At 31.8% G+C, this 17,258-nt stretch carries 24 protein-coding genes; 17 read left to right on the top strand and 7 right to left on the bottom strand.

Features of this window, described 5'->3' with window-relative positions:
* Nucleotides 1-35: 35 nt before the first annotated feature.
* Together AAGV33_RS04990 and AAGV33_RS04985 are read right to left on the bottom strand one after the other, a co-directional pair.
* Nucleotides 36-1,220, bottom strand: a complete 1,185-nt coding sequence (locus tag AAGV33_RS04990; RefSeq protein ID WP_373390847.1) for a FecR family protein — start codon at nt 1,218-1,220, stop codon at nt 36-38.
* A 170-nt stretch (nt 1,221-1,390) separates the two neighbouring features.
* Nucleotides 1,391-1,990: an RNA polymerase sigma factor gene (locus tag AAGV33_RS04985; protein WP_373390846.1), complete on the bottom strand. Its 600-nt coding sequence runs from the start codon at nt 1,988-1,990 to the stop codon at nt 1,391-1,393.
* 223 nt (nt 1,991-2,213) lie between these two features.
* Between AAGV33_RS04985 and AAGV33_RS04980 the strand changes: the two genes are divergently transcribed.
* Nucleotides 2,214-2,789 carry a Crp/Fnr family transcriptional regulator gene (locus AAGV33_RS04980; RefSeq protein ID WP_373390845.1) on the top strand — a complete coding sequence of 192 codons (576 nt, stop codon included), beginning with the start codon at nt 2,214-2,216 and terminating at the stop codon, nt 2,787-2,789.
* Between the two features lie 9 nt (nt 2,790-2,798).
* On the opposite strand, the gene AAGV33_RS04975 is transcribed toward AAGV33_RS04980, so the two are convergent.
* A complete protein-coding gene (locus tag AAGV33_RS04975) occupies nt 2,799-3,683 on the bottom strand; it encodes a phospholipase A (RefSeq protein WP_373390844.1) in 885 nt (294 codons plus the stop codon).
* A 253-nt stretch (nt 3,684-3,936) separates the two neighbouring features.
* Between AAGV33_RS04975 and AAGV33_RS04970 the strand changes: the two genes are divergently transcribed.
* The 15 genes from AAGV33_RS04970 (at nt 3,937) to AAGV33_RS04900 (ending at nt 13,603) form a co-directional block, all read left to right on the top strand.
* On the top strand, nt 3,937-4,653 hold the full coding sequence (locus tag AAGV33_RS04970) for a pirin family protein (protein WP_373390843.1): 717 nt from the start codon (nt 3,937-3,939) through the stop codon (nt 4,651-4,653).
* 12 nt (nt 4,654-4,665) lie between these two features.
* Nucleotides 4,666-4,950 carry a GNAT family N-acetyltransferase gene (locus AAGV33_RS04965; RefSeq protein ID WP_373390842.1) on the top strand — a complete coding sequence of 95 codons (285 nt, stop codon included), beginning with the start codon at nt 4,666-4,668 and terminating at the stop codon, nt 4,948-4,950.
* Nucleotides 4,951-4,982: 32 nt separating this feature from the next.
* Nucleotides 4,983-5,390 carry an OsmC family protein gene (locus AAGV33_RS04960; protein ID WP_373390841.1) on the top strand — a complete coding sequence of 136 codons (408 nt, stop codon included), beginning with the start codon at nt 4,983-4,985 and terminating at the stop codon, nt 5,388-5,390.
* A 2-nt stretch (nt 5,391-5,392) separates the two neighbouring features.
* On the top strand, nt 5,393-5,614 hold the full coding sequence (locus AAGV33_RS04955) for a (4Fe-4S)-binding protein (RefSeq protein ID WP_373390840.1): 222 nt from the start codon (nt 5,393-5,395) through the stop codon (nt 5,612-5,614).
* Between the two features lie 5 nt (nt 5,615-5,619).
* Nucleotides 5,620-6,150, top strand: coding sequence for an NADPH-dependent FMN reductase (locus tag AAGV33_RS04950; protein ID WP_373390839.1), 531 nt, complete (start codon nt 5,620-5,622; stop codon nt 6,148-6,150).
* A 230-nt stretch (nt 6,151-6,380) separates the two neighbouring features.
* A complete protein-coding gene (locus tag AAGV33_RS04945) occupies nt 6,381-7,055 on the top strand; it encodes a response regulator transcription factor (RefSeq protein ID WP_373390838.1) in 675 nt (224 codons plus the stop codon).
* A 3-nt stretch (nt 7,056-7,058) separates the two neighbouring features.
* Nucleotides 7,059-8,426, top strand: a complete 1,368-nt coding sequence (locus AAGV33_RS04940; RefSeq protein WP_373390837.1) for a HAMP domain-containing sensor histidine kinase — start codon at nt 7,059-7,061, stop codon at nt 8,424-8,426.
* A 96-nt stretch (nt 8,427-8,522) separates the two neighbouring features.
* Nucleotides 8,523-9,245 (top strand): hypothetical protein, encoded by a 723-nt coding sequence (locus AAGV33_RS04935; RefSeq protein WP_373390836.1) that lies wholly within the window; start codon nt 8,523-8,525, stop codon nt 9,243-9,245.
* A 62-nt stretch (nt 9,246-9,307) separates the two neighbouring features.
* Entirely contained in the window at nt 9,308-9,796 is a 489-nt protein-coding gene (locus tag AAGV33_RS04930) for a bestrophin family protein (RefSeq protein ID WP_373390835.1), read from the top strand.
* A complete protein-coding gene (locus AAGV33_RS04925) occupies nt 9,762-10,235 on the top strand; it encodes a bestrophin family protein (protein ID WP_373390834.1) in 474 nt (157 codons plus the stop codon). The genes AAGV33_RS04930 and AAGV33_RS04925 overlap by 35 nt, the downstream gene beginning before the upstream one ends.
* Before the next feature lie 160 nt (nt 10,236-10,395).
* Nucleotides 10,396-10,923 (top strand): YceI family protein, encoded by a 528-nt coding sequence (locus tag AAGV33_RS04920; protein ID WP_373390833.1) that lies wholly within the window; start codon nt 10,396-10,398, stop codon nt 10,921-10,923.
* 186 nt (nt 10,924-11,109) lie between these two features.
* Nucleotides 11,110-11,982, top strand: coding sequence for an ACP S-malonyltransferase (gene fabD, locus AAGV33_RS04915; protein WP_373390832.1), 873 nt, complete (start codon nt 11,110-11,112; stop codon nt 11,980-11,982).
* A gap of 135 nt (nt 11,983-12,117) precedes the next feature.
* Nucleotides 12,118-12,906 (top strand): HipA family kinase, encoded by a 789-nt coding sequence (locus tag AAGV33_RS04910; protein ID WP_373390831.1) that lies wholly within the window; start codon nt 12,118-12,120, stop codon nt 12,904-12,906.
* The gene (locus tag AAGV33_RS04905) at nt 12,884-13,267 is read left to right on the top strand and encodes a DUF3037 domain-containing protein (RefSeq protein ID WP_373390830.1); all 384 of its coding nucleotides are present in this window, start codon (nt 12,884-12,886) and stop codon (nt 13,265-13,267) included. The genes AAGV33_RS04910 and AAGV33_RS04905 overlap by 23 nt, the downstream gene beginning before the upstream one ends.
* A gap of 84 nt (nt 13,268-13,351) precedes the next feature.
* Nucleotides 13,352-13,603, top strand: a complete 252-nt coding sequence (locus AAGV33_RS04900; protein WP_373390829.1) for a hypothetical protein — start codon at nt 13,352-13,354, stop codon at nt 13,601-13,603.
* 41 nt (nt 13,604-13,644) lie between these two features.
* On the opposite strand, the gene AAGV33_RS04895 is transcribed toward AAGV33_RS04900, so the two are convergent.
* From AAGV33_RS04895 to AAGV33_RS04880, 4 genes are all read right to left on the bottom strand, one after another.
* Nucleotides 13,645-13,971: a hypothetical protein gene (locus tag AAGV33_RS04895; protein WP_373390828.1), complete on the bottom strand. Its 327-nt coding sequence runs from the start codon at nt 13,969-13,971 to the stop codon at nt 13,645-13,647.
* Nucleotides 13,956-14,150 carry a hypothetical protein gene (locus AAGV33_RS04890; protein ID WP_373390827.1) on the bottom strand — a complete coding sequence of 65 codons (195 nt, stop codon included), beginning with the start codon at nt 14,148-14,150 and terminating at the stop codon, nt 13,956-13,958. Before AAGV33_RS04890 ends, AAGV33_RS04895 begins: the two co-directional genes overlap by 16 nt.
* A 106-nt stretch (nt 14,151-14,256) precedes the next feature.
* Complete coding sequence (locus AAGV33_RS04885) at nt 14,257-14,697, bottom strand: nuclear transport factor 2 family protein (RefSeq protein ID WP_373390826.1); 441 nt, start codon at nt 14,695-14,697, stop codon at nt 14,257-14,259.
* A gap of 2 nt (nt 14,698-14,699) precedes the next feature.
* Nucleotides 14,700-15,833 carry a DegT/DnrJ/EryC1/StrS family aminotransferase gene (locus AAGV33_RS04880; protein WP_373390825.1) on the bottom strand — a complete coding sequence of 378 codons (1,134 nt, stop codon included), beginning with the start codon at nt 15,831-15,833 and terminating at the stop codon, nt 14,700-14,702.
* A gap of 151 nt (nt 15,834-15,984) precedes the next feature.
* Here AAGV33_RS04880 and AAGV33_RS04875 point away from each other — a divergent pair, with 151 nt between their 5' ends.
* Nucleotides 15,985-17,211, top strand: a complete 1,227-nt coding sequence (locus AAGV33_RS04875; protein WP_373390824.1) for a 3-deoxy-D-manno-octulosonic acid transferase — start codon at nt 15,985-15,987, stop codon at nt 17,209-17,211.
* Nucleotides 17,212-17,258: the final 47 nt, after the last annotated feature.

The raw sequence follows: 17,258 nt of genomic DNA, 5'->3' as shown, positions 1-17,258 counted from the left end.
TGGAATAAAGTAAGTACTGTGCTTACTTCGTGGTTTTATTCCAGAATTACTTGTTTTTCTTTTATTTCATAGTTTTTTATAATTTTAAAATTTTTAATACTTCCTAAAATTTCATCTAAGCTTTGGTTTTTTCTTAAAACACCATCAAAAACTTCATTTTCAATTGTTTTATTTTTGAATACAAAATCAACATCATACCAGCGAGATAATACTTTCATCATGTCCTTAAGTGTAGTTTGTTCGAAACTAAAAACACCTTCTTTCCATGCTATTTCACTATAGACATCAACCTTTTTTACAAAGGAACTACTTGTTGCGGTGTTAAAATGTAATTGTTGATTAGGCATTAATCTTTGTGTTTTCTTCTCCATATTTACATTGACCTTGCCCTCGACTAAAGTGGTATAGATGTTAGCTTCATCTTTATAAGCTTTGATATTAAATTCAGTACCAATAACATCTACTTCCTGTTTATTACTAACCACTTTAAAATGTGTTCCTTTATGCTTTGTACTTGGTGACACATCAAAATAGGCTTCTCCATAAATTAATTCAACTTTTCTGGTTTGTCCCTCAATAAAAGCTACTGGAAATTTTATTTTAGTTTCAGAATTCAACCACACTTGAGTAGCATCAGACAATTTGATAAAAAATTTACCTCCTCTGGGAATGGTCAAATAATTATAGTTTACTGCATTTGTATTTCTTTCTTGAGCTTCATAAACAATTCCTTCACCATTACTTTTGGCATTTTGTGTTTTCAATGAAGATCCGTTTACTAAAGCTACTTGCGATCCGTTTGCCAAAGTAAGTATGGCTTTATCACTACCAGGTTCATTTGCCTTTACATCTTGCTTAACTATAACAGGAACAGTTTGAACTGTGGTTTTAAAAAGAACATCTTTAAAAAAATAAGCTGTAGATAAAACACCCACAAAAACTGCAGCAGCTGCATATTTGATAAAATAAGATTTCTTTTTAAAAAATATACTTTCCTCTTTTTGAGGAGTTGCTAGTATTTTGTTCTGAATTCGAATTGCATCAAGCTCATTCATCATTGGTTTTTCGTCTAAAATTGCCAGCACATCTTCTACACTTGGAAACTCGCTTGAATTAGTTAATCCTTGGATATACTGCACAACTTCATCAACCTCTTCTTTAGAACATTGATTCAGAATAAATTTTTTTACTATTTTTTGGATATGATTATCGTGTTGCATACTATATGTTCTTATATATAATACAGATGAGAAAAGGAAAAGTACTATCGAGTATTATTATTTTTTTCGAAAAATAAAAAAATAATAACCAAACAGAAATAAAAAACAGAAAAATAGAAGAAAATAAAAACAAATAGAAGAAAATAAAAATAACAATAATTAAAAAATTGTTATTCAAGCCAGCGAGATGAAATAAGGATTATTAGAAATTTAACATCATCATAGTTTTGTAAAAAAACTCTAATATCGGCTAAAGCTTTGCTCATTTGACCTTTTACAGTGCTTACAGAAATATTCAATTTTTGGCTTATTTCCTCGTAACTCATTTCTTCATTACGGGACATTTCGAAAATAATTCTACGTTTAGGAGGCAATTGTTCAATAGCCTTCTTTTTTATAACATCATAATCAGCTTCTGTAATGCTATCTTCAACTGGACTATAGGACTTTTGACTTACATAAAATACTTCTTCCTTAAGCTTATGCCCATTTGCTACTTTACTAATAAGATTAAATGTTAGGTTACGTGTAATGGTAAATACGTAAGACTTGAATGATAAATCAGGATTCAATCTGTCTCTATGTAGCCAGATATTTAGGAATACATCTTGGACAATTTCTTCGGCAAGGGTTTGATTTTTAAGCATACTCAAACTATAAGCATATACATCATTATGATATGTATTAAAAAGCTCACTAAAGGCTTTTTCATTACCCATCATCAGTTCTGTAACTAACAGTCCATTATTAATTGCTTTTGTTTCAGCCATTGCGAATAACTCCTATATACATGTAAATTAACAACTTAGTAAAATTCTTTTTTATATATCAAAATTCTCTTTTAGAATCCTGCTATACTAATAACAATATTAATTAAATTAAACGTTAAAAAACATTTATTACACAGAACTATCATAAAAATTCTTCTTTAAAAAGAAAAAAACAAACACATCAAAATTACTATATTGCAGAGTCAACTTTTAAAAAAGAACAATGTCTCTGATTCTAAACAATATAGAAAAACACGTTCAACTTACTGCCGAAGAAAAACAGCTTTTCCTGAGTAAAACTGAAATTCATCAGTACAAAGCCAAAACCATCTTGCTGAATTCAGGAGAAATCTGCAAACAATCTTACTTTGTAAACTCAGGTATTTTAAGAAGTTTCAATATCAATGATAATATTGTAGAATACGTTTTGAGCTTTGCCTGTGAAGGATGGTGGATGGGTGATATGTACAGTTTGATTTCTCAAAAACCAGGTAATCTTTTTATCGAAGTTTTAGAAGATGCCGAAGTGGTAGTACTTTCTAAAGAAAATCAAGACCTTCTCTATACTGAAATCCCTAAGCTGGAACGTTTTTTTAGAATTCTTACTGAAAATTCATTGGTAGCTAACCAGGAAAGATTAATAGATAATTTAAGTTTGTCTGCCGAGGAACGCTTTGAGAAGTTCAACAAAAGATATGCTAATCTAGCTCATAAAATTCCTCAAAAACAAATTGCTTCGTATATAGGTGTAACTCCAGAATTCTTTAGTAAGATGAAATCGCGCTTGTTGCGAAAATAAATAATTCTTTCACCAATTAGCAAAAGAAACTCCTATTCCTATAGTGGTTTGACTTACATTATAATCAATTAAAGTTTCACCATAACCGTGAAAAACCTGAGCATGTCCTCTTAAATGACCGTGGATAGGAAAGACATAATTCAGCTGGATATTTCCTTTTTCAAAAGTACTGAAAGAATGATTGATGATAGTATAAAATTCGTGTTTACCAAAGTGTGTCCCTACTTCTAACTCTGCGTCTCCAACATATTTAGTTATTCTTGGATTTTCATCTTCGGTGTCTGGCAAACGGTACCAAGGTCTAAAATTTACAGTCCAATTATCATATTCATAACCAATATTTAAGATTATTCTATTCCAGCTTCTTGAGGTAGGAATGTCTTTTCCGTTAGACTGATGATTGAATATAACTCCAAAGGTTCTAATTTTTCCCTGAAACAAATTAATATTCATAGGAAAATTTAAAATTATTTCTGGTTCATAATTAAGCTCTCTAAACGCTCTGGACAATTTCTTGTTATAGACCTGCCAATGTGCTTTTTGGGTATATCCCGCCCATAAATCGCCTTTACCAAAAAGCAAGCCTTGAATTAATTTTGTTTTAAAACTGATTTGGAATTTGGTTTCAATGTTGTTAAAAATATCTTTATCATTCGTTGCAAATTCGCCACTTTCGTCAAAAGGCTCTTCATTACTTTTACTGGACCAGCGGGCAGCAGCAAAATAAATAGGACGATAGGAAACCAATCTAAAAGTTCCTTTTTTATCAATACTATCCAATTCCCATTGTTGCGACATGTTTTTCCTGATAATTACTTTATTAAAATCAACTTGTGAAAAAGCACTAGAAGAAATTAAAAAAAGTAATAGCATCACGTTATATAATTTAATCATCCTGGAAATTTTGAGATTATTTTTAAAATCCCGAAATTACTCTTTATTAGTTCAATAGATGTTGTACATATATGAAAGATGTTTATATAATTATCATCCAATAAATTACTCATTCTATTATCTTTTGAATAGAAAAACACAAGTCAAAAGAATCAATTAAATAACTGTTCTTTTTTCTTAATCTAGGTTAAGTGGAAAACGCTTGTGATGGTTGTAAATTTGTAATGTAATAATCAATAAAACAAAAAATATCATGGCAACTACAGTTTTACACAAAGCAGATACAAGAGGACACGCACATCACGGATGGTTAAATGCCTACCACAGTTTTAGTTTCGCAAGCTGGTACAACCCAGATAGAGTACAATTTGGAACACTTCGCGTATTGAATGATGATACAGTTGCTCCGGGAATGGGTTTTGGAACACATCCTCACGACAATATGGAAATTATTACTATTCCACTTGAAGGTGATTTAGCGCACAAAGACAGCATGGGAAATGCAGCTACTATCAAAACTGGTGATGTTCAGGTAATGAGTGCCGGAACAGGAATTCAACACAGTGAATTTAACCCAAATGCAGATCAAAGAACTAAATTATTCCAAATTTGGTTGTTTCCAAAAACTAGAAATGTAGCTCCTCGTTACCAACAAATTACGTTAGACACAGCAGAACAAAAAAATAATTTCGCTCAAATATTATCACCAAATGCTGATGATGCTGGAGTTTGGATTCATCAGGATGCTTGGTTTCATTTGGCTGACTTTGATAAAGATTTTTCTAAAACTTATGAAATTAAAAAAGAAGGAAACGGAATTTATATTTTTGTAATTTCAGGAACTATTACTGTTGATGGTCAGGAATTAGAAACTCGCGATGGTTTAGGAATTACTGATTTCAAAACATTAGACATCAAAGCTACAAACGATGCTAAATTTTTATTAATGGAAATTCCAATGACTCACTAAAAAAGAACAATCATGAAGGAAATTATAGGACTAGAATTCAACGAAAAAAAAGGTTATTTTTACGTAAAAGTAGATGATGCAATTGAGGCAAAAATGACCTTTGTTTTCGCTGGACCACACAGGATCATTATTGATCATACCGAAGTAAATCCAGGACATAACGGAAAAAACTTTGGTAAAAAAATGGTTGAGAAAGCAGTTTTATTTGCGAGGGAAAAAGAAATAAAAATTCTTCCTTTGTGCCCATTTACAAAAAAAGTTTTTGATAAGACTCCTGAGTTTAGCGATGTTTTGTAATCATTCTTAAACGATATATTATAAAAACAATTATGAAAAACATACTAGAAAAAGACATTACTGGAACTATTGGAACTCAAAAATACTTGTGCACTATTTCATGGCGAAATGGTCAATTTATTATGGATGAACCGGAAAGCATAGGAGGAAAAGATTTAGGGCCTGATCCCTATTCGGCACTTTTAGCTTCGTTAGCAAGTTGCACACTGGCTACTATGCGAATGTACATTGACCGAAAAGGCTGGGATATTCCAGAAATCAATATTGCTGTAAATGCTGAACAAGAATTAGACGGCGAATTTGAAACCATTTTTTCGAGACAAATTACTTTTTCTAATGATGTTACCATAGAACAAAAAGAAAAACTGATACAAATAGCTAACAAATGTCCGGTTTCTAAAATCTTAAAAGGAAAAATAACAATCAAAACCCAAATGTAATTATGGATCCAAAAGATACAACTAAGGAATACACAAATGGAGAAGTTACCATTGTATGGCAATCAGCAAAATGCATTCATTCGGCTAATTGTGTTCGTCATAATTCGCAGGTATTTCAACCCAAAGAAAAGCCTTGGATAAAACCAGAAAATTCAACAACTGAAAAAATTATCGATACTGTAAAGAAGTGTCCTTCGGGAGCTTTGACTTACTTTTTAAACTAAAAATAATGACTAAAAAGATTATCGCTTTTGGAGCTTCATCAAGCACAAATTCCATCAATAAACAATTAGCAGTTTATGCTGCGTCACTATTTGAAAATGCAGATGTAGAAGTACTGGATTTAAATGATTACGAAATGCCTATTTTTTCTTTAGACAAAGAGTTGAAAAATGGCATTCCAGAATTAGCTCAAAATTTTTATAACAAACTAGGAACTGCTGATTTAATTGTTCTTTCACTTGCCGAACACAATGGAGCTTATTCAACAGCTTTCAAGAATATTTTTGACTGGACTTCTCGAATCAATGCTAAATTTTTTCAGGAAAAACAAACCCTAATTCTATCTACTTCTCCAGGACCCAGAGGAGGACTTACAGTTTTAGAGATTGCAAAAAATCGTTTTCCTTTTCAGGGAGCAGTGATTAAAGGAAGTTTTTCATTGCCAAGTTTCAATGATAATTTCAAAAGTGATGAAGGAATTACAAATGAAAAACTAAAAAGTGATTTGCTTGAAATTACACAATCAATTGAACTTTAAAAATAATTCAAACCCTATTTGAAAGCGTTGCATTTTGTGACGCTTTTTTTATTTTAAACAATACGAAAACAAACAATTGAACATTTATAAAAAGTATTCATTCATTTTTATAATAATCTACAAAACAAGACCTCAAACTATAATATTCACAAAATGAAAATATAAAACCAAATTTTGCATAATTTTAAGAAGACAATATATATTTTTGATGAAGTATAAAAAATAATTTTATGAAACTACTCATTGTTGAAGATGAACCCAACCTTCTATCCATTATACGAAAAGGACTTTCGGAAAAAAACAATGAGGTAAGTGTTGCTCTTGACGGAACAACAGCATTAGAAATGATTTTGAATTACAATTTTGATGTTGTCATTTTAGATATTATGCTTCCGGATATTAATGGAATCGAAATTTGTAGACGATTAAGAGCTGCTAAAAACTTTGTCCCTATTTTACTTTTAACTGCCTTAGGAACAACCGAAAATATTGTTACAGGATTGAATTCTGGTGCCGATGACTATTTAGTAAAACCATTTAAATTTTCTGAATTAGAAGCAAGAATAGCTGCTCTTGCCCGAAGGTCAAACCAAGAACACAAACCAAACGACTTGATTCAAATTGAGGATTTAGAAATTGACAGCAGAGCCAAATCAGTAAAAAGAAACGGAGAGCTCATTCAATTGACTGCTAAAGAATTTAAATTATTACATTATTTGGCTCGCAATGCCGAAACTATTTTGTCCAGAGAAAAAATTCTAGACAATGTTTGGGACATCAATTTTGATATGAATACAAATGTAGTTGATGTGTACATCAATTATTTGAGAAACAAAATAGACAAACCTTATGAAACTAAACTAATCCACACTATTAAAGGTTTGGGCTACATTATAAAATCATAATTTATGCAAATTAGAAAAAAAATAACCATCACTTATATTGCACTTTCGTGTTTTAGCACTTCGCTATTGTGCATCGTTATTTTTTCTCTTTTCAAACAAAACAACGAATATTATTTTATAAAAAGACTTCAAGACAGAGCTAAGATTGCCTCATCAGCCTATTCTCAAAACACACCAGAGAAAAAAAATTATTTTAAAGAATTTAAAAAAGACGGACTAGAAGAACTCATCGAAGAAAAAGAATATGTATTAAAAGTAAAAGGGAAAAACACCTTTGAATACAATACTGATTTGAATCTTCCTCCCGAATTTTATAATGATATAATGACAAAGGGATCCAGCTGGTTTGAAGAGGATTACCGTTATTATTATGGCCAAATTTTTGATAATGAAGGACAAAAACACATTGTAATTGTAACGGCTAAAGATCGTCGTGGCAATACCAGTGCCATTTACATTTTACAAATTTTACTCTTTGGAGGAATTGGTTTTTTTATTCTAGCCTATTTCTTTGGTCATTTTTTTGCTCGAAGAGTAATCAATCCCATAGCACAAATTACAAAAGAAGTACACCGAATTAGCGCCTCTAATCTCCACAACCGATTAGCCGATACTAATGGAAAAGATGAAATTTCAGATCTTACTAAAACCTTCAACGATATGCTGGACCGATTAGAAACTTCTTTTGAAATCCAAGCCAACTTTATCAACAATGCTTCGCATGAACTAAAAACGCCAATTACTACTATTATTGCCGAAACTGAAATCATGCTCTTAAAAGACCGAGAAAAAGAAGAATACATTCATTCGATGGAAAACATCAATAAACAGGCTTCAAAACTAGGAAATCTTACCGAAAGTCTTTTAAAATTAACCCAAACCGGTTATGATGGAACAAAACAGGTATTAGATATTGCTCGAATTGATGAAATCCTTTTAGAAGTAAAAGCATCAATAGATACGCTACTTCCTGATAATCGCGTGAATATTAAATTAAAGTCAATTCCTGAAGATGAATCGTTATTGAACATTCCTTGCAACCGACCACTGTTAGAATTAGCCTTGAATAATATTATTTCTAATGGTGTAAAATATTCTGACAACGACGAAGTATTTGTGACCATTACCGCTGATAAGTCCAAAATTAAAATTGCCATTACTGATATTGGAATTGGAATTCCTCCAGAAGACATTCCTTATTTGTACGAACCCTTCTTTAGAGGAAAAATTGCTTCTAAATATAATGGTTATGGACTAGGACTACCTTTAGCCATGAAAATCATCCGAATGCACAACGGTGAACTTCAAATTCAATCAGAAACTGGAAAGGGAACTGTAGTGAATATTACTTTCGAAAAAAACCAACATTAGAGATTCTAATCTAAATTCTTAGGGAATTTTAACTTTAATCAAAGAACAACCTAATGTCCAAGCCCTTATTTTGTGTGTATACTTAAAATAATACACATGAAAAATCTATTAATACCTTCCAATTTAGAATCAGATACAATAAACGCTATTAAAATAGCAATCCAACAATCTAACGGTCAAAACTGCACTATCTTCTTGACATTAGTTAGCGAAATACCAGATACTGATTCTTCAGCAACATTTTTAAGAAGTATGAAAAGCGAAATGACTGTCTCGCAAAAAAATGTACTGGACTATTGTAGAGAATTAATTACTATTTCTCAAAATTGCTGTCTAAAAATTCATCATCAATACGGAATTTCGGCACCATTAATGAAGAACTTAATAGAACATCTAGATGTTGAATTAACCATCCTTACTCCTTCTTTTAGAAATGCTCAAAAAAGAATTCACAATCAATTTGTACAAATATTGAGCAACAGTAAATGTCCAATTTTACACCTAAGCACAAATTTTGAAGAGCAAGACTTAACTAAAGCAATGTATTTAGAACAAACCATGTCTAGACTTCAAGTGGAAGATTTACAAGATTTAATTCCTACTCATTTTAAATTTAAAATTGTAAGCCAAGCTAAAATTTTTAACGACCAAAACCCCGAAGACATTCAGTCTTTATTAGCCGAAGCCATCTCAAAAAACAATATTAATCTTTTAATTGAAACTAGAAAACCTAAAAAGATTAAACTTAAAAAACAAAGTGCAAATACAACTGAAAGTTTCGGATTACCAATTTTATCATTGTACGAAGAAATTTCATAAAAGTCTAAAACAATTGTTGAAAACATAAAAAGAAAAATATGCTGTTAAAAAAGAAAATCCCAATGAAATATGTTTTGGGAAAAATTAAATTAGAACTTTTTCTAGTAATATTATATGCTATAATTTTTGAAGTATTTAATACTTACTATGATAATGAAGCGATTAACATTCCTATTGCTATTCCTACTATTGTGGGAACAATTATTTCGCTATTACTTGCTTTCAAATCTAATCAGGCATACGATCGCTGGTGGGAAGCCCGAATAGTTTGGGGAGCTATTGTTAACGATTCAAGAACCTTAATGAGACAAGTGATTACTTTTTACAAAGATCCTGACTTTTCGGTAGAAGCTAATGATTTCAAAGAAAATTTTGCTAAAAGACAAGTAGCCTGGTGTTATAGTCTAAGTCAATCGCTTAGAGAAAAAGATCCTTACAAACCGATTAAAAAAATTCTAAACGAAAATGATTTTCAATATGTAAAAAAAGCACAAACACGTGCCCAATGCAATATTAATGCTTCATTCAAAAGATTTGAAAAAAGCCTATGAAAATGACAAAATAAACACCTATCAGCAAGTTGAAATAGACAACACATTAACAAGGTTATGTGATTACATGGGAAAATGCGAAAGAATTAAAAACACCATTTTCCCCACAACTTACAGTATGTATATGAGATTTACACTCTGTCTTTTCATTATTTTATTGCCGTTTTCATTAACTGATTTATTAGGTTGGTTACAAATTCCATTAGTAACCACAATTGGAGCTGCATTTTTCCTTATCGAAAAAATGGCTATCCACTTGCAAGATCCATTTGAAAACAAACCAACAGATACACCAATGACTACAATTTGTGGAACAATTGAAAAGAATCTGATGCAAATGATTAACGAATTTCGTGATGAATTTGAAATTCAGCATAAAAAGACTGAAGCTGAAGTTATCGGAGTTTGTACAGAAAAAAATCCCTATTTTGTTTTATAGCGATAAATTATAATTATAAAAAAACCAAATTTAGAAACCAGATAGTAGAAGGATATTATCTGGTTTTTTTAATTTCTTAATCTAGGTTAAGAGATAAACTTACATGGATACCGTAAATTTGTTATTATCAAATGAAATAATAATTTAAAAAATAAAAACTATGGCAACTACAAAATGGACAATCGACTCGACACATTCAGAAATTGGATTTAAAGTAAAACACATGATGTTTACAAACGTTTCAGGAAAATTTAATCCTTATGAAGCAACAATTATTACAGATGAAGATAATTTCGAAAATGCTAGTATAGAATTTTCAGCTGATATCAATTCAATTGACACAAATAATGCAGATAGAGACGATCATTTAAAAAGTGGCGATTTTTTTGACGTAGAAAATCATCCGAAACTAACTTTCAAAGGAACTTCTTTCACTAAAGATGGTGATGATTATGAGCTAGTGGGCGATTTGAGCTTGAGAGGTGTAACAAAATCAGTGAAACTCGCAACTGAATTCAGTGGTTTAATGAAAGATCCTTGGGGAAATACTAAAGCAGGATTGAATATTTCTGGTAAAATAAACCGTAAAGATTGGGGATTGAACTGGAACTCAGCTTTAGAAGCGGGCGGTGTTTTAGTTGGCGAAGAAGTTCGTTTAAACATTGAACTACAACTAATCAAAGCATAAAGAATCTCAACAACTGATTTTTTTTCATACAAACGGCTAAATTTCACACTGAAGTTTAGCCGTTTTTATCTTTCCTGATAAATCCTAAAAAAATACTATTTTTGCATCCCGATTGAGTAAATTTTCAATCGTTCAAACAATGTCACCCTGAGCGCAGTCGAAGGGTTAATCTTTAAATTAAAAAACATGAAGGCATACGTATTTCCAGGTCAAGGAGCACAGTTTACAGGAATGGGCAAAGATTTATATGAAAACGCTCCTCTAGCTAAAGAATTATTCGAAAAAGCAAACGAAATATTAGGTTTCCGCATTACAGATATCATGTTTGAAGGAACTGCCGAAGAATTAAAAGAAACTAAAGTAACGCAGCCAGCAGTATTTTTACACTCTGTGATTTTAGCAAAAACCTTAGAAGATTTCAAACCAGAAATGGTTGCTGGACATTCTTTAGGAGAATTTTCAGCTTTAGTTGCTAATGGTGTTTTGTCTTTTGAAGACGGATTAAAATTAGTTTCTCAAAGAGCTTTAGCAATGCAAAAAGCCTGCGAAATCACTCCTTCAACTATGGCAGCCGTTTTAGGATTAGCGGATAATATTGTAGAAGAAGTTTGCGCTTCTATTGACGGAGTTGTTGTAGCAGCAAATTACAACTGTCCTGGACAATTAGTAATTTCAGGTGAATTTAAAGCAGTAGAATTAGCTTGCGAAAAAATGAAAGAAGCAGGTGCAAAACGTGCTTTGTTATTGCCTGTTGGTGGTGCTTTTCACTCACCAATGATGGAACCAGCTCGAGAAGAATTAGCAGCTGCAATTGAAGCAACTACTTTCTCAGCACCAATTTGTCCAGTATACCAAAACGTAACGGCTAGCGCAGTTTCGTCTGCAGACGAGATCAAAAAAAATCTAATTATCCAATTAACTGCTCCAGTAAAATGGACACAATCTGTTCAACAAATGATTGCCGATGGAGCAACTTTGTTTACAGAAGTAGGTCCTGGAAAAGTATTAGCTGGATTAATTGGAAAAATCAATAAAGAAGCAGCTACTGCAAATGCTTAAATTTCAGATTTCAGTAATTATATACAGAATCCTCATAAACTTAGGTTGGTGAGGATTTTTTGTTTTAAAAAGAAATTAGGCTATTATAAAATAACAAGCGGTATTAGTTATCTTTGTTTTTAAGAATATCTTCTTATGAATTTAAATTTACGAACAGTAAACGTCACTCGATATATTACTCCGCTTCGGGAAGGTGGTTCTTTACCTGCTTTGGCAGAAGCCGACGATGATTTTAAATATGTATTAAAATTTAGAGGAGCAGGTCACGGAGTAAAAGCTTTAATTGCTGAATTTTTAGGTGGTCAAATAGCCAAACAATTGAGATTGCCCATTCCTGAATTAGTTTTTGCAGAATTAGATGAAGCCTTTGGAAGAACGGAAGCAGATGAAGAAATTCAGGACTTATTAAAATTTAGCCAAGGTTTAAACTTAGGATTACACTATTTATCTGGAGCCATTACGTATGATGCTGCCGCAAATGATTGCGAGGCTTTACTGGCTTCAAAAATCGTTTGGTTAGATGCTTTTATTACCAATGTGGATCGCACTTTCAAAAATACGAACCTTTTAATTTGGAAAAAAGAACTTTGGTTAATCGATCACGGAGCCTCTTTTTATTTTCACCATTCCTGGGTTAATTGGGAAAAATCAGCCATCACTCCATTTGCATTAATTAAAGATCATGTTTTATTACCAAAGGCATCAAAATTAGAAGAAGCGCATCAGGAATGTATTGCAACATTAAATGATTCGATTCTAAAAGAAATGGCAAATCAAATCCCAGAAGATTGGTTGCAATGGGAAGATCAAACCATAACTGCTGACGAAATTAAAGCAATCTATTTTCAGTTTTTAAGCTTACGCTTGAAAAATGCTGATGTATTTTTAAAACAAGCTCAAGATGCACGAACAATACTTATATGATTATGCTGTCATTCGTGTAGTACCAAGAGTAGAACGCGAAGAATTCATAAATGTAGGCTTGATGCTTTATTGCAAGCGCCAGAAATATTTACGTATTCAATATCAAATTCCTACAGCTAAAATTAGTTTATTTTGTAGCGAATTTGACTTAGACCAACTCAAAGTCAATTTAGATTCATTTGTAGCCATTTGCGAAGGCAAAAAAGATGCTGGACCGATTGCTCAATTTGAAAAAGACGAACGTTTTAGGTGGTTAACAGCTATCAAAAGTTCGAGCATTCAAACCTCAAGACCGCATTCCGGATTTAGTATTGATTTAGATAAAACTTTCGAAAAGTTATATACTGAATTAGTATTGTAATAACAATTCTTTCCCTTATTTACAAGGATTATTTTTATATTTGAGAGACAAAATTCATAAATCAATCATTAATAACTACACCAAATGAAAAAAACAATTTTAGCAGTAGCCTTTATGGCTGTTGCAATGGTTTCCTGCCAAGATAAGACAAAAGACAAAATTGAAGATGCTAGAAAAGCAGTTGGAGATGAAGTAGAACAAAAAATGGATACTGTATCTCAAAAAGTAGAAACAGCCATCGATTCTACACAATCTAAAACGGGAAAATTGCTTGAAAAAGGTGCAGAAAACATGGATAAAGCGGCTAACAAATTAAAAGAAGCTGCTAAGAATTAAAAGCTAAATCTCAAATTATCAGCTTGGTAATTTGAGATTTTTTATAAATATTTCGCTTCTTCGCAATGGTTATTGATAATTCCGGTAACTAAATAATTATGATTCTTTTTTTCGAAGAAAATATACCACGTCGTTCTTTTATTGGATTTATAAAAAACATAATTGGAACCCTGATAATGAAGCGATTTCGGAGTCAGCTTATGAATATTTAATTTAATACTGTCTGGAATAGCATCATAAATATTTGACACATAATCTTCTGCCGATTCTATAAATCCAAAATATTCTTCTTTATACAATATTCGAACTAAATCATCCAGATAATCAATAACTTTTGGAGTAATAATTACTTTTACTTTCCCCACCATTCTCTAATACGTCTTATTGACTCTGCTTTTGCCTGTTCAGGTGTATACCCTTTTTTAAATTCAGCATCAAAATCAAATGTTGCATGATCTATGCCTTGTTGTTTTGGTTTAGAAACATCATAATTAACGGCCGGTTCTTCGGCTTTATCTATTTTTGATTTTTTCCCTTTAGCATTCATAATCACCGCATTTAATTTCTAACGAATTTACAACTAATACTTTAAAACAAAAAATCCCAAACTATCAATTTCGATAATTTGGGATTTTCACATAGTATAGCTTTTCTTATTGTGGCAATTTAAAAGCTTGTCGGGCTATAAGTACCCACTTACCTTTTTGTTTTTGCCAAACCAATACATTCCCGATTTTTATATCTTTTTCTACACCACTATCTTTAGTATGTGCTGCCAGATTGTGCCTTACGATGGCAACGTCTCCAGTAACTTGAATGATTTGATTTTGGAATTCTATAGTTACAAAATCAGATTCTTTGTTAAGCAATTTTTCGATAAAAACTTCTTGATTTTGAAGTACACCGCTAGAATGTCCATAACTTAAATCCTTTGAAGTTAATTCTTTTAGTTGACTTGTTTCGGGATCAATTAATGCTTTTCTAAATACTTCCACTCGGTTAGCTACTGCTGTTTCTTCTTTAGAATCAACGTTAGTTTGAGCCCAATTGCTCAATGAAACCAACATCAATCCTAAAATCAAATACTTTTTCATAATTATTTGCTTAAAAATTCTAAAATACTATCCGTAATAAACTGGATTTGTTCATCATCTAATTCTGTGTGAATTGGCAACGAAATTACTTCCTGAACTAACTCATTCGTTACTGGAAAATCTTCTTCTTTGTAACGCACATCAACATAAGCTTTTTGAGAATGCAACGGAATTGGGTAATAAATAGCACAAGGAATTCCTTTGGCTAACAAATGTTGCATCAAACCGTTTCTATCCGCATTAATAATTCGTAACGTATATTGATGAAAAACATGATTGTTTTCTTTGTTATCAAATGAAGGCGTAACAATATTAACATGACCTGCCAAAGCGGTATTGTACTTAGCAGCCGCTATACGACGTGCTGTATTGTATTCGTTTAGCAACGGTAATTTAGCATTTAAAACGGCTGCCTGAATACTGTCTAATCTTGAATTCACTCCTACTACATCATGGTGATAACGCTCATACATTCCGTGGTTTACAATTCCGCGAATGGTATGCGCTAAAGCATCATCATTGGTAAAAATAGCTCCACCATCTCCATAACAGCCTAAATTTTTAGACGGGAAAAAAGAAGTTGCCCCTACGTGACCAATCGTTCCAACTTTAGACTTTGTACCCGAAGCCGAAATAAAATCGGCACCAATAGCTTGGGCATTATCTTCAATAACATATAAATTATGTTCAGTAGCCAAAGCCATAATTTCATCCATATTAGCCGCACGACCAAATAAATGAACAGGAACAATTGCCTTAGTTTTTGGAGTAATAGCCGCTTTGATTCTTTCTAAAGAAATATTCATTGTATCCACATCAACATCTACTAAAACTGGTGTTAATTGCAATAACGCAATTACCTCAACTGTAGCTGCAAAAGTAAAATCGGCAGTAATTACCTCATCTCCTGGCTGTAATCCTAATCCCATCATGGCAATTTGCAAAGCATCCGTTCCATTAGCACAAGGAATTACGTGTTTTACACCCAAATAATCTTCCAATGACTTTTGAAATTGGTGTACTTGAGGTCCATTGATATAAGTATTGGTATCCAAAACTTCCTGAATAGAAGTGTTTACCACAGTCGCAATTTTATCATATTGACTCTTTAAGTCAACCATTTGAATTTTCTTCATCTCAACTTTATTAATAGTTAGAAAGCCTTGGTTTATACTTTTGATGTAAAAATTCAACTTTCACAAAAGGGAAACAAAAATAGACATTATTGATTTCAAACCAACGATTTTAAGCCAAAGAAAATGTATTTTAGCCGCAAAAAATATCCGAATGCTTTTTCTATATAATTTCTTCATTACAATTGCCGATTTTTTCTTGAAAATTATCGCACTTTTCAATCCAAAAATGAAACTGTTTGTTTCTGGAAGAAAAACCGTTTTCAACACCCTTGTACAAAAAATAAACACAAACGATAAAACCATTTGGTTTCATTCCGCTTCTCTAGGCGAATACGAACAAGGTCTTCCTGTGATTGAAAAAATAAAAGAAAAATATCCCTCACATAAAATTGTATTGACTTTCTTTTCCCCTTCAGGTTATGAAGTCCGAAAAAACAATATAGTAGCAGATGCAACGGTGTACTTACCGATGGATACCAAAAAGAATGCCAAAAAATTCATCAAACTTGTTCATCCTGAAATGGCTTTTTTTATTAAATACGAATATTGGCCAAACTACCTTAATGCACTTAAAAAATTAAACACCCCTACTTATTTAATTTCTGGAATTTTTAGAGAAAATCAAGTATTCTTTAAATGGTATGGTCAATTTTACAGAAATGCATTAAATACTTTTACCCATTTCTTTGTTCAAAATGAAGCCTCTAAAAAACTGTTGCTTCAATTAGAAAAAACGAATGTTAGTGTTTCTGGCGATACGCGCTTTGATCGGGTAGCCGCTATTTTAGAAAAAGACAATCGTTTGGATTTTATTTCCGAATTTAAAAACAACTCCTTAACTGTTGTCATTGGTAGTTCATGGCCAAAAGACGAAGAATTTCTAGTAGATTTCATCAATTCGAATACTAAAAATGTAAAATTCATCATCGCTCCACATAACATTAAAAACGAGCAAATTCAACAATTAAAAAACAGCATACACAAGAAAACAGTGCTATTTAGTGAGAAAGAATCTAAAAACTTAGCTGATTTTGACATTTTTATTATTGACACCATTGGAATCTTAACAAAGATATACAGTTATGCAGATATCGCTTATGTAGGCGGTGGTTTTGGCAACGCAGGCCTTCATAATACATTAGAACCAGCTACTTTTGGTGTTCCAATAATTATAGGCCCCAACTTTTCTAATTTTGCAGAAGCAATTGCTTTAGTTAATTTAGAAGGTTGTATTAGCATAACAAATGGCAAAGAACTAACAGCTATTTTTGAAAAACTAATTACTGATGAAAATTTTCGTAAGAAAAAAGGCGTAATTTGTAATACCTTCGTAAATAAAAATAAAGGAGCTACAAGTTTAATTTTATCAAAAATCTAAATATTAATTAAGTAAAAAGATCTTAAAAAATAACTATTGCTGATTTT

This window comes from Flavobacterium magnesitis, from assembly GCF_041729735.1.
Lineage (GTDB): Bacteria > Bacteroidota > Bacteroidia > Flavobacteriales > Flavobacteriaceae > Flavobacterium > Flavobacterium magnesitis.
Note: the sequence above shows the minus strand (reverse complement) of the source record. Positions and strands in the feature narration are given on the sequence as shown.

What these genes read in the sequence shown, in the direction of transcription:
- AAGV33_RS04910 (WP_373390831.1), top strand. Translation starts at nt 12,118, where the DNA reads ATGAATTTAAATTTACGAACAGTAAACGTCACTCGATATATTACTCCG.
- AAGV33_RS04920 (WP_373390833.1), top strand. Translation starts at nt 10,396, where the DNA reads ATGGCAACTACAAAATGGACAATCGACTCGACACATTCAGAAATTGGA.
- AAGV33_RS04985 (WP_373390846.1), bottom strand. Translation starts at nt 1,990, where the DNA reads ATGGCTGAAACAAAAGCAATTAATAATGGACTGTTAGTTACAGAACTG.
- AAGV33_RS04885 (WP_373390826.1), bottom strand. Translation starts at nt 14,697, where the DNA reads ATGAAAAAGTATTTGATTTTAGGATTGATGTTGGTTTCATTGAGCAAT.
- AAGV33_RS04980 (WP_373390845.1), top strand. Translation starts at nt 2,214, where the DNA reads ATGTCTCTGATTCTAAACAATATAGAAAAACACGTTCAACTTACTGCC.
- AAGV33_RS04895 (WP_373390828.1), bottom strand. Translation starts at nt 13,971, where the DNA reads ATGGTGGGGAAAGTAAAAGTAATTATTACTCCAAAAGTTATTGATTAT.
- AAGV33_RS04930 (WP_373390835.1), top strand. Translation starts at nt 9,308, where the DNA reads ATGAAATATGTTTTGGGAAAAATTAAATTAGAACTTTTTCTAGTAATA.
- fabD (WP_373390832.1), top strand. Translation starts at nt 11,110, where the DNA reads ATGAAGGCATACGTATTTCCAGGTCAAGGAGCACAGTTTACAGGAATG.
- AAGV33_RS04905 (WP_373390830.1), top strand. Translation starts at nt 12,884, where the DNA reads ATGCACGAACAATACTTATATGATTATGCTGTCATTCGTGTAGTACCA.
- AAGV33_RS04960 (WP_373390841.1), top strand. Translation starts at nt 4,983, where the DNA reads ATGAAAAACATACTAGAAAAAGACATTACTGGAACTATTGGAACTCAA.
- AAGV33_RS04875 (WP_373390824.1), top strand. Translation starts at nt 15,985, where the DNA reads ATGCTTTTTCTATATAATTTCTTCATTACAATTGCCGATTTTTTCTTG.
- AAGV33_RS04950 (WP_373390839.1), top strand. Translation starts at nt 5,620, where the DNA reads ATGACTAAAAAGATTATCGCTTTTGGAGCTTCATCAAGCACAAATTCC.
- AAGV33_RS04970 (WP_373390843.1), top strand. Translation starts at nt 3,937, where the DNA reads ATGGCAACTACAGTTTTACACAAAGCAGATACAAGAGGACACGCACAT.
- AAGV33_RS04955 (WP_373390840.1), top strand. Translation starts at nt 5,393, where the DNA reads ATGGATCCAAAAGATACAACTAAGGAATACACAAATGGAGAAGTTACC.
- AAGV33_RS04990 (WP_373390847.1), bottom strand. Translation starts at nt 1,220, where the DNA reads ATGCAACACGATAATCATATCCAAAAAATAGTAAAAAAATTTATTCTG.
- AAGV33_RS04935 (WP_373390836.1), top strand. Translation starts at nt 8,523, where the DNA reads ATGAAAAATCTATTAATACCTTCCAATTTAGAATCAGATACAATAAAC.
- AAGV33_RS04890 (WP_373390827.1), bottom strand. Translation starts at nt 14,150, where the DNA reads ATGAATGCTAAAGGGAAAAAATCAAAAATAGATAAAGCCGAAGAACCG.
- AAGV33_RS04925 (WP_373390834.1), top strand. Translation starts at nt 9,762, where the DNA reads ATGCTTCATTCAAAAGATTTGAAAAAAGCCTATGAAAATGACAAAATA.
- AAGV33_RS04880 (WP_373390825.1), bottom strand. Translation starts at nt 15,833, where the DNA reads ATGAAGAAAATTCAAATGGTTGACTTAAAGAGTCAATATGATAAAATT.
- AAGV33_RS04945 (WP_373390838.1), top strand. Translation starts at nt 6,381, where the DNA reads ATGAAACTACTCATTGTTGAAGATGAACCCAACCTTCTATCCATTATA.
- AAGV33_RS04900 (WP_373390829.1), top strand. Translation starts at nt 13,352, where the DNA reads ATGAAAAAAACAATTTTAGCAGTAGCCTTTATGGCTGTTGCAATGGTT.
- AAGV33_RS04940 (WP_373390837.1), top strand. Translation starts at nt 7,059, where the DNA reads ATGCAAATTAGAAAAAAAATAACCATCACTTATATTGCACTTTCGTGT.
- AAGV33_RS04965 (WP_373390842.1), top strand. Translation starts at nt 4,666, where the DNA reads ATGAAGGAAATTATAGGACTAGAATTCAACGAAAAAAAAGGTTATTTT.
- AAGV33_RS04975 (WP_373390844.1), bottom strand. Translation starts at nt 3,683, where the DNA reads ATGATTAAATTATATAACGTGATGCTATTACTTTTTTTAATTTCTTCT.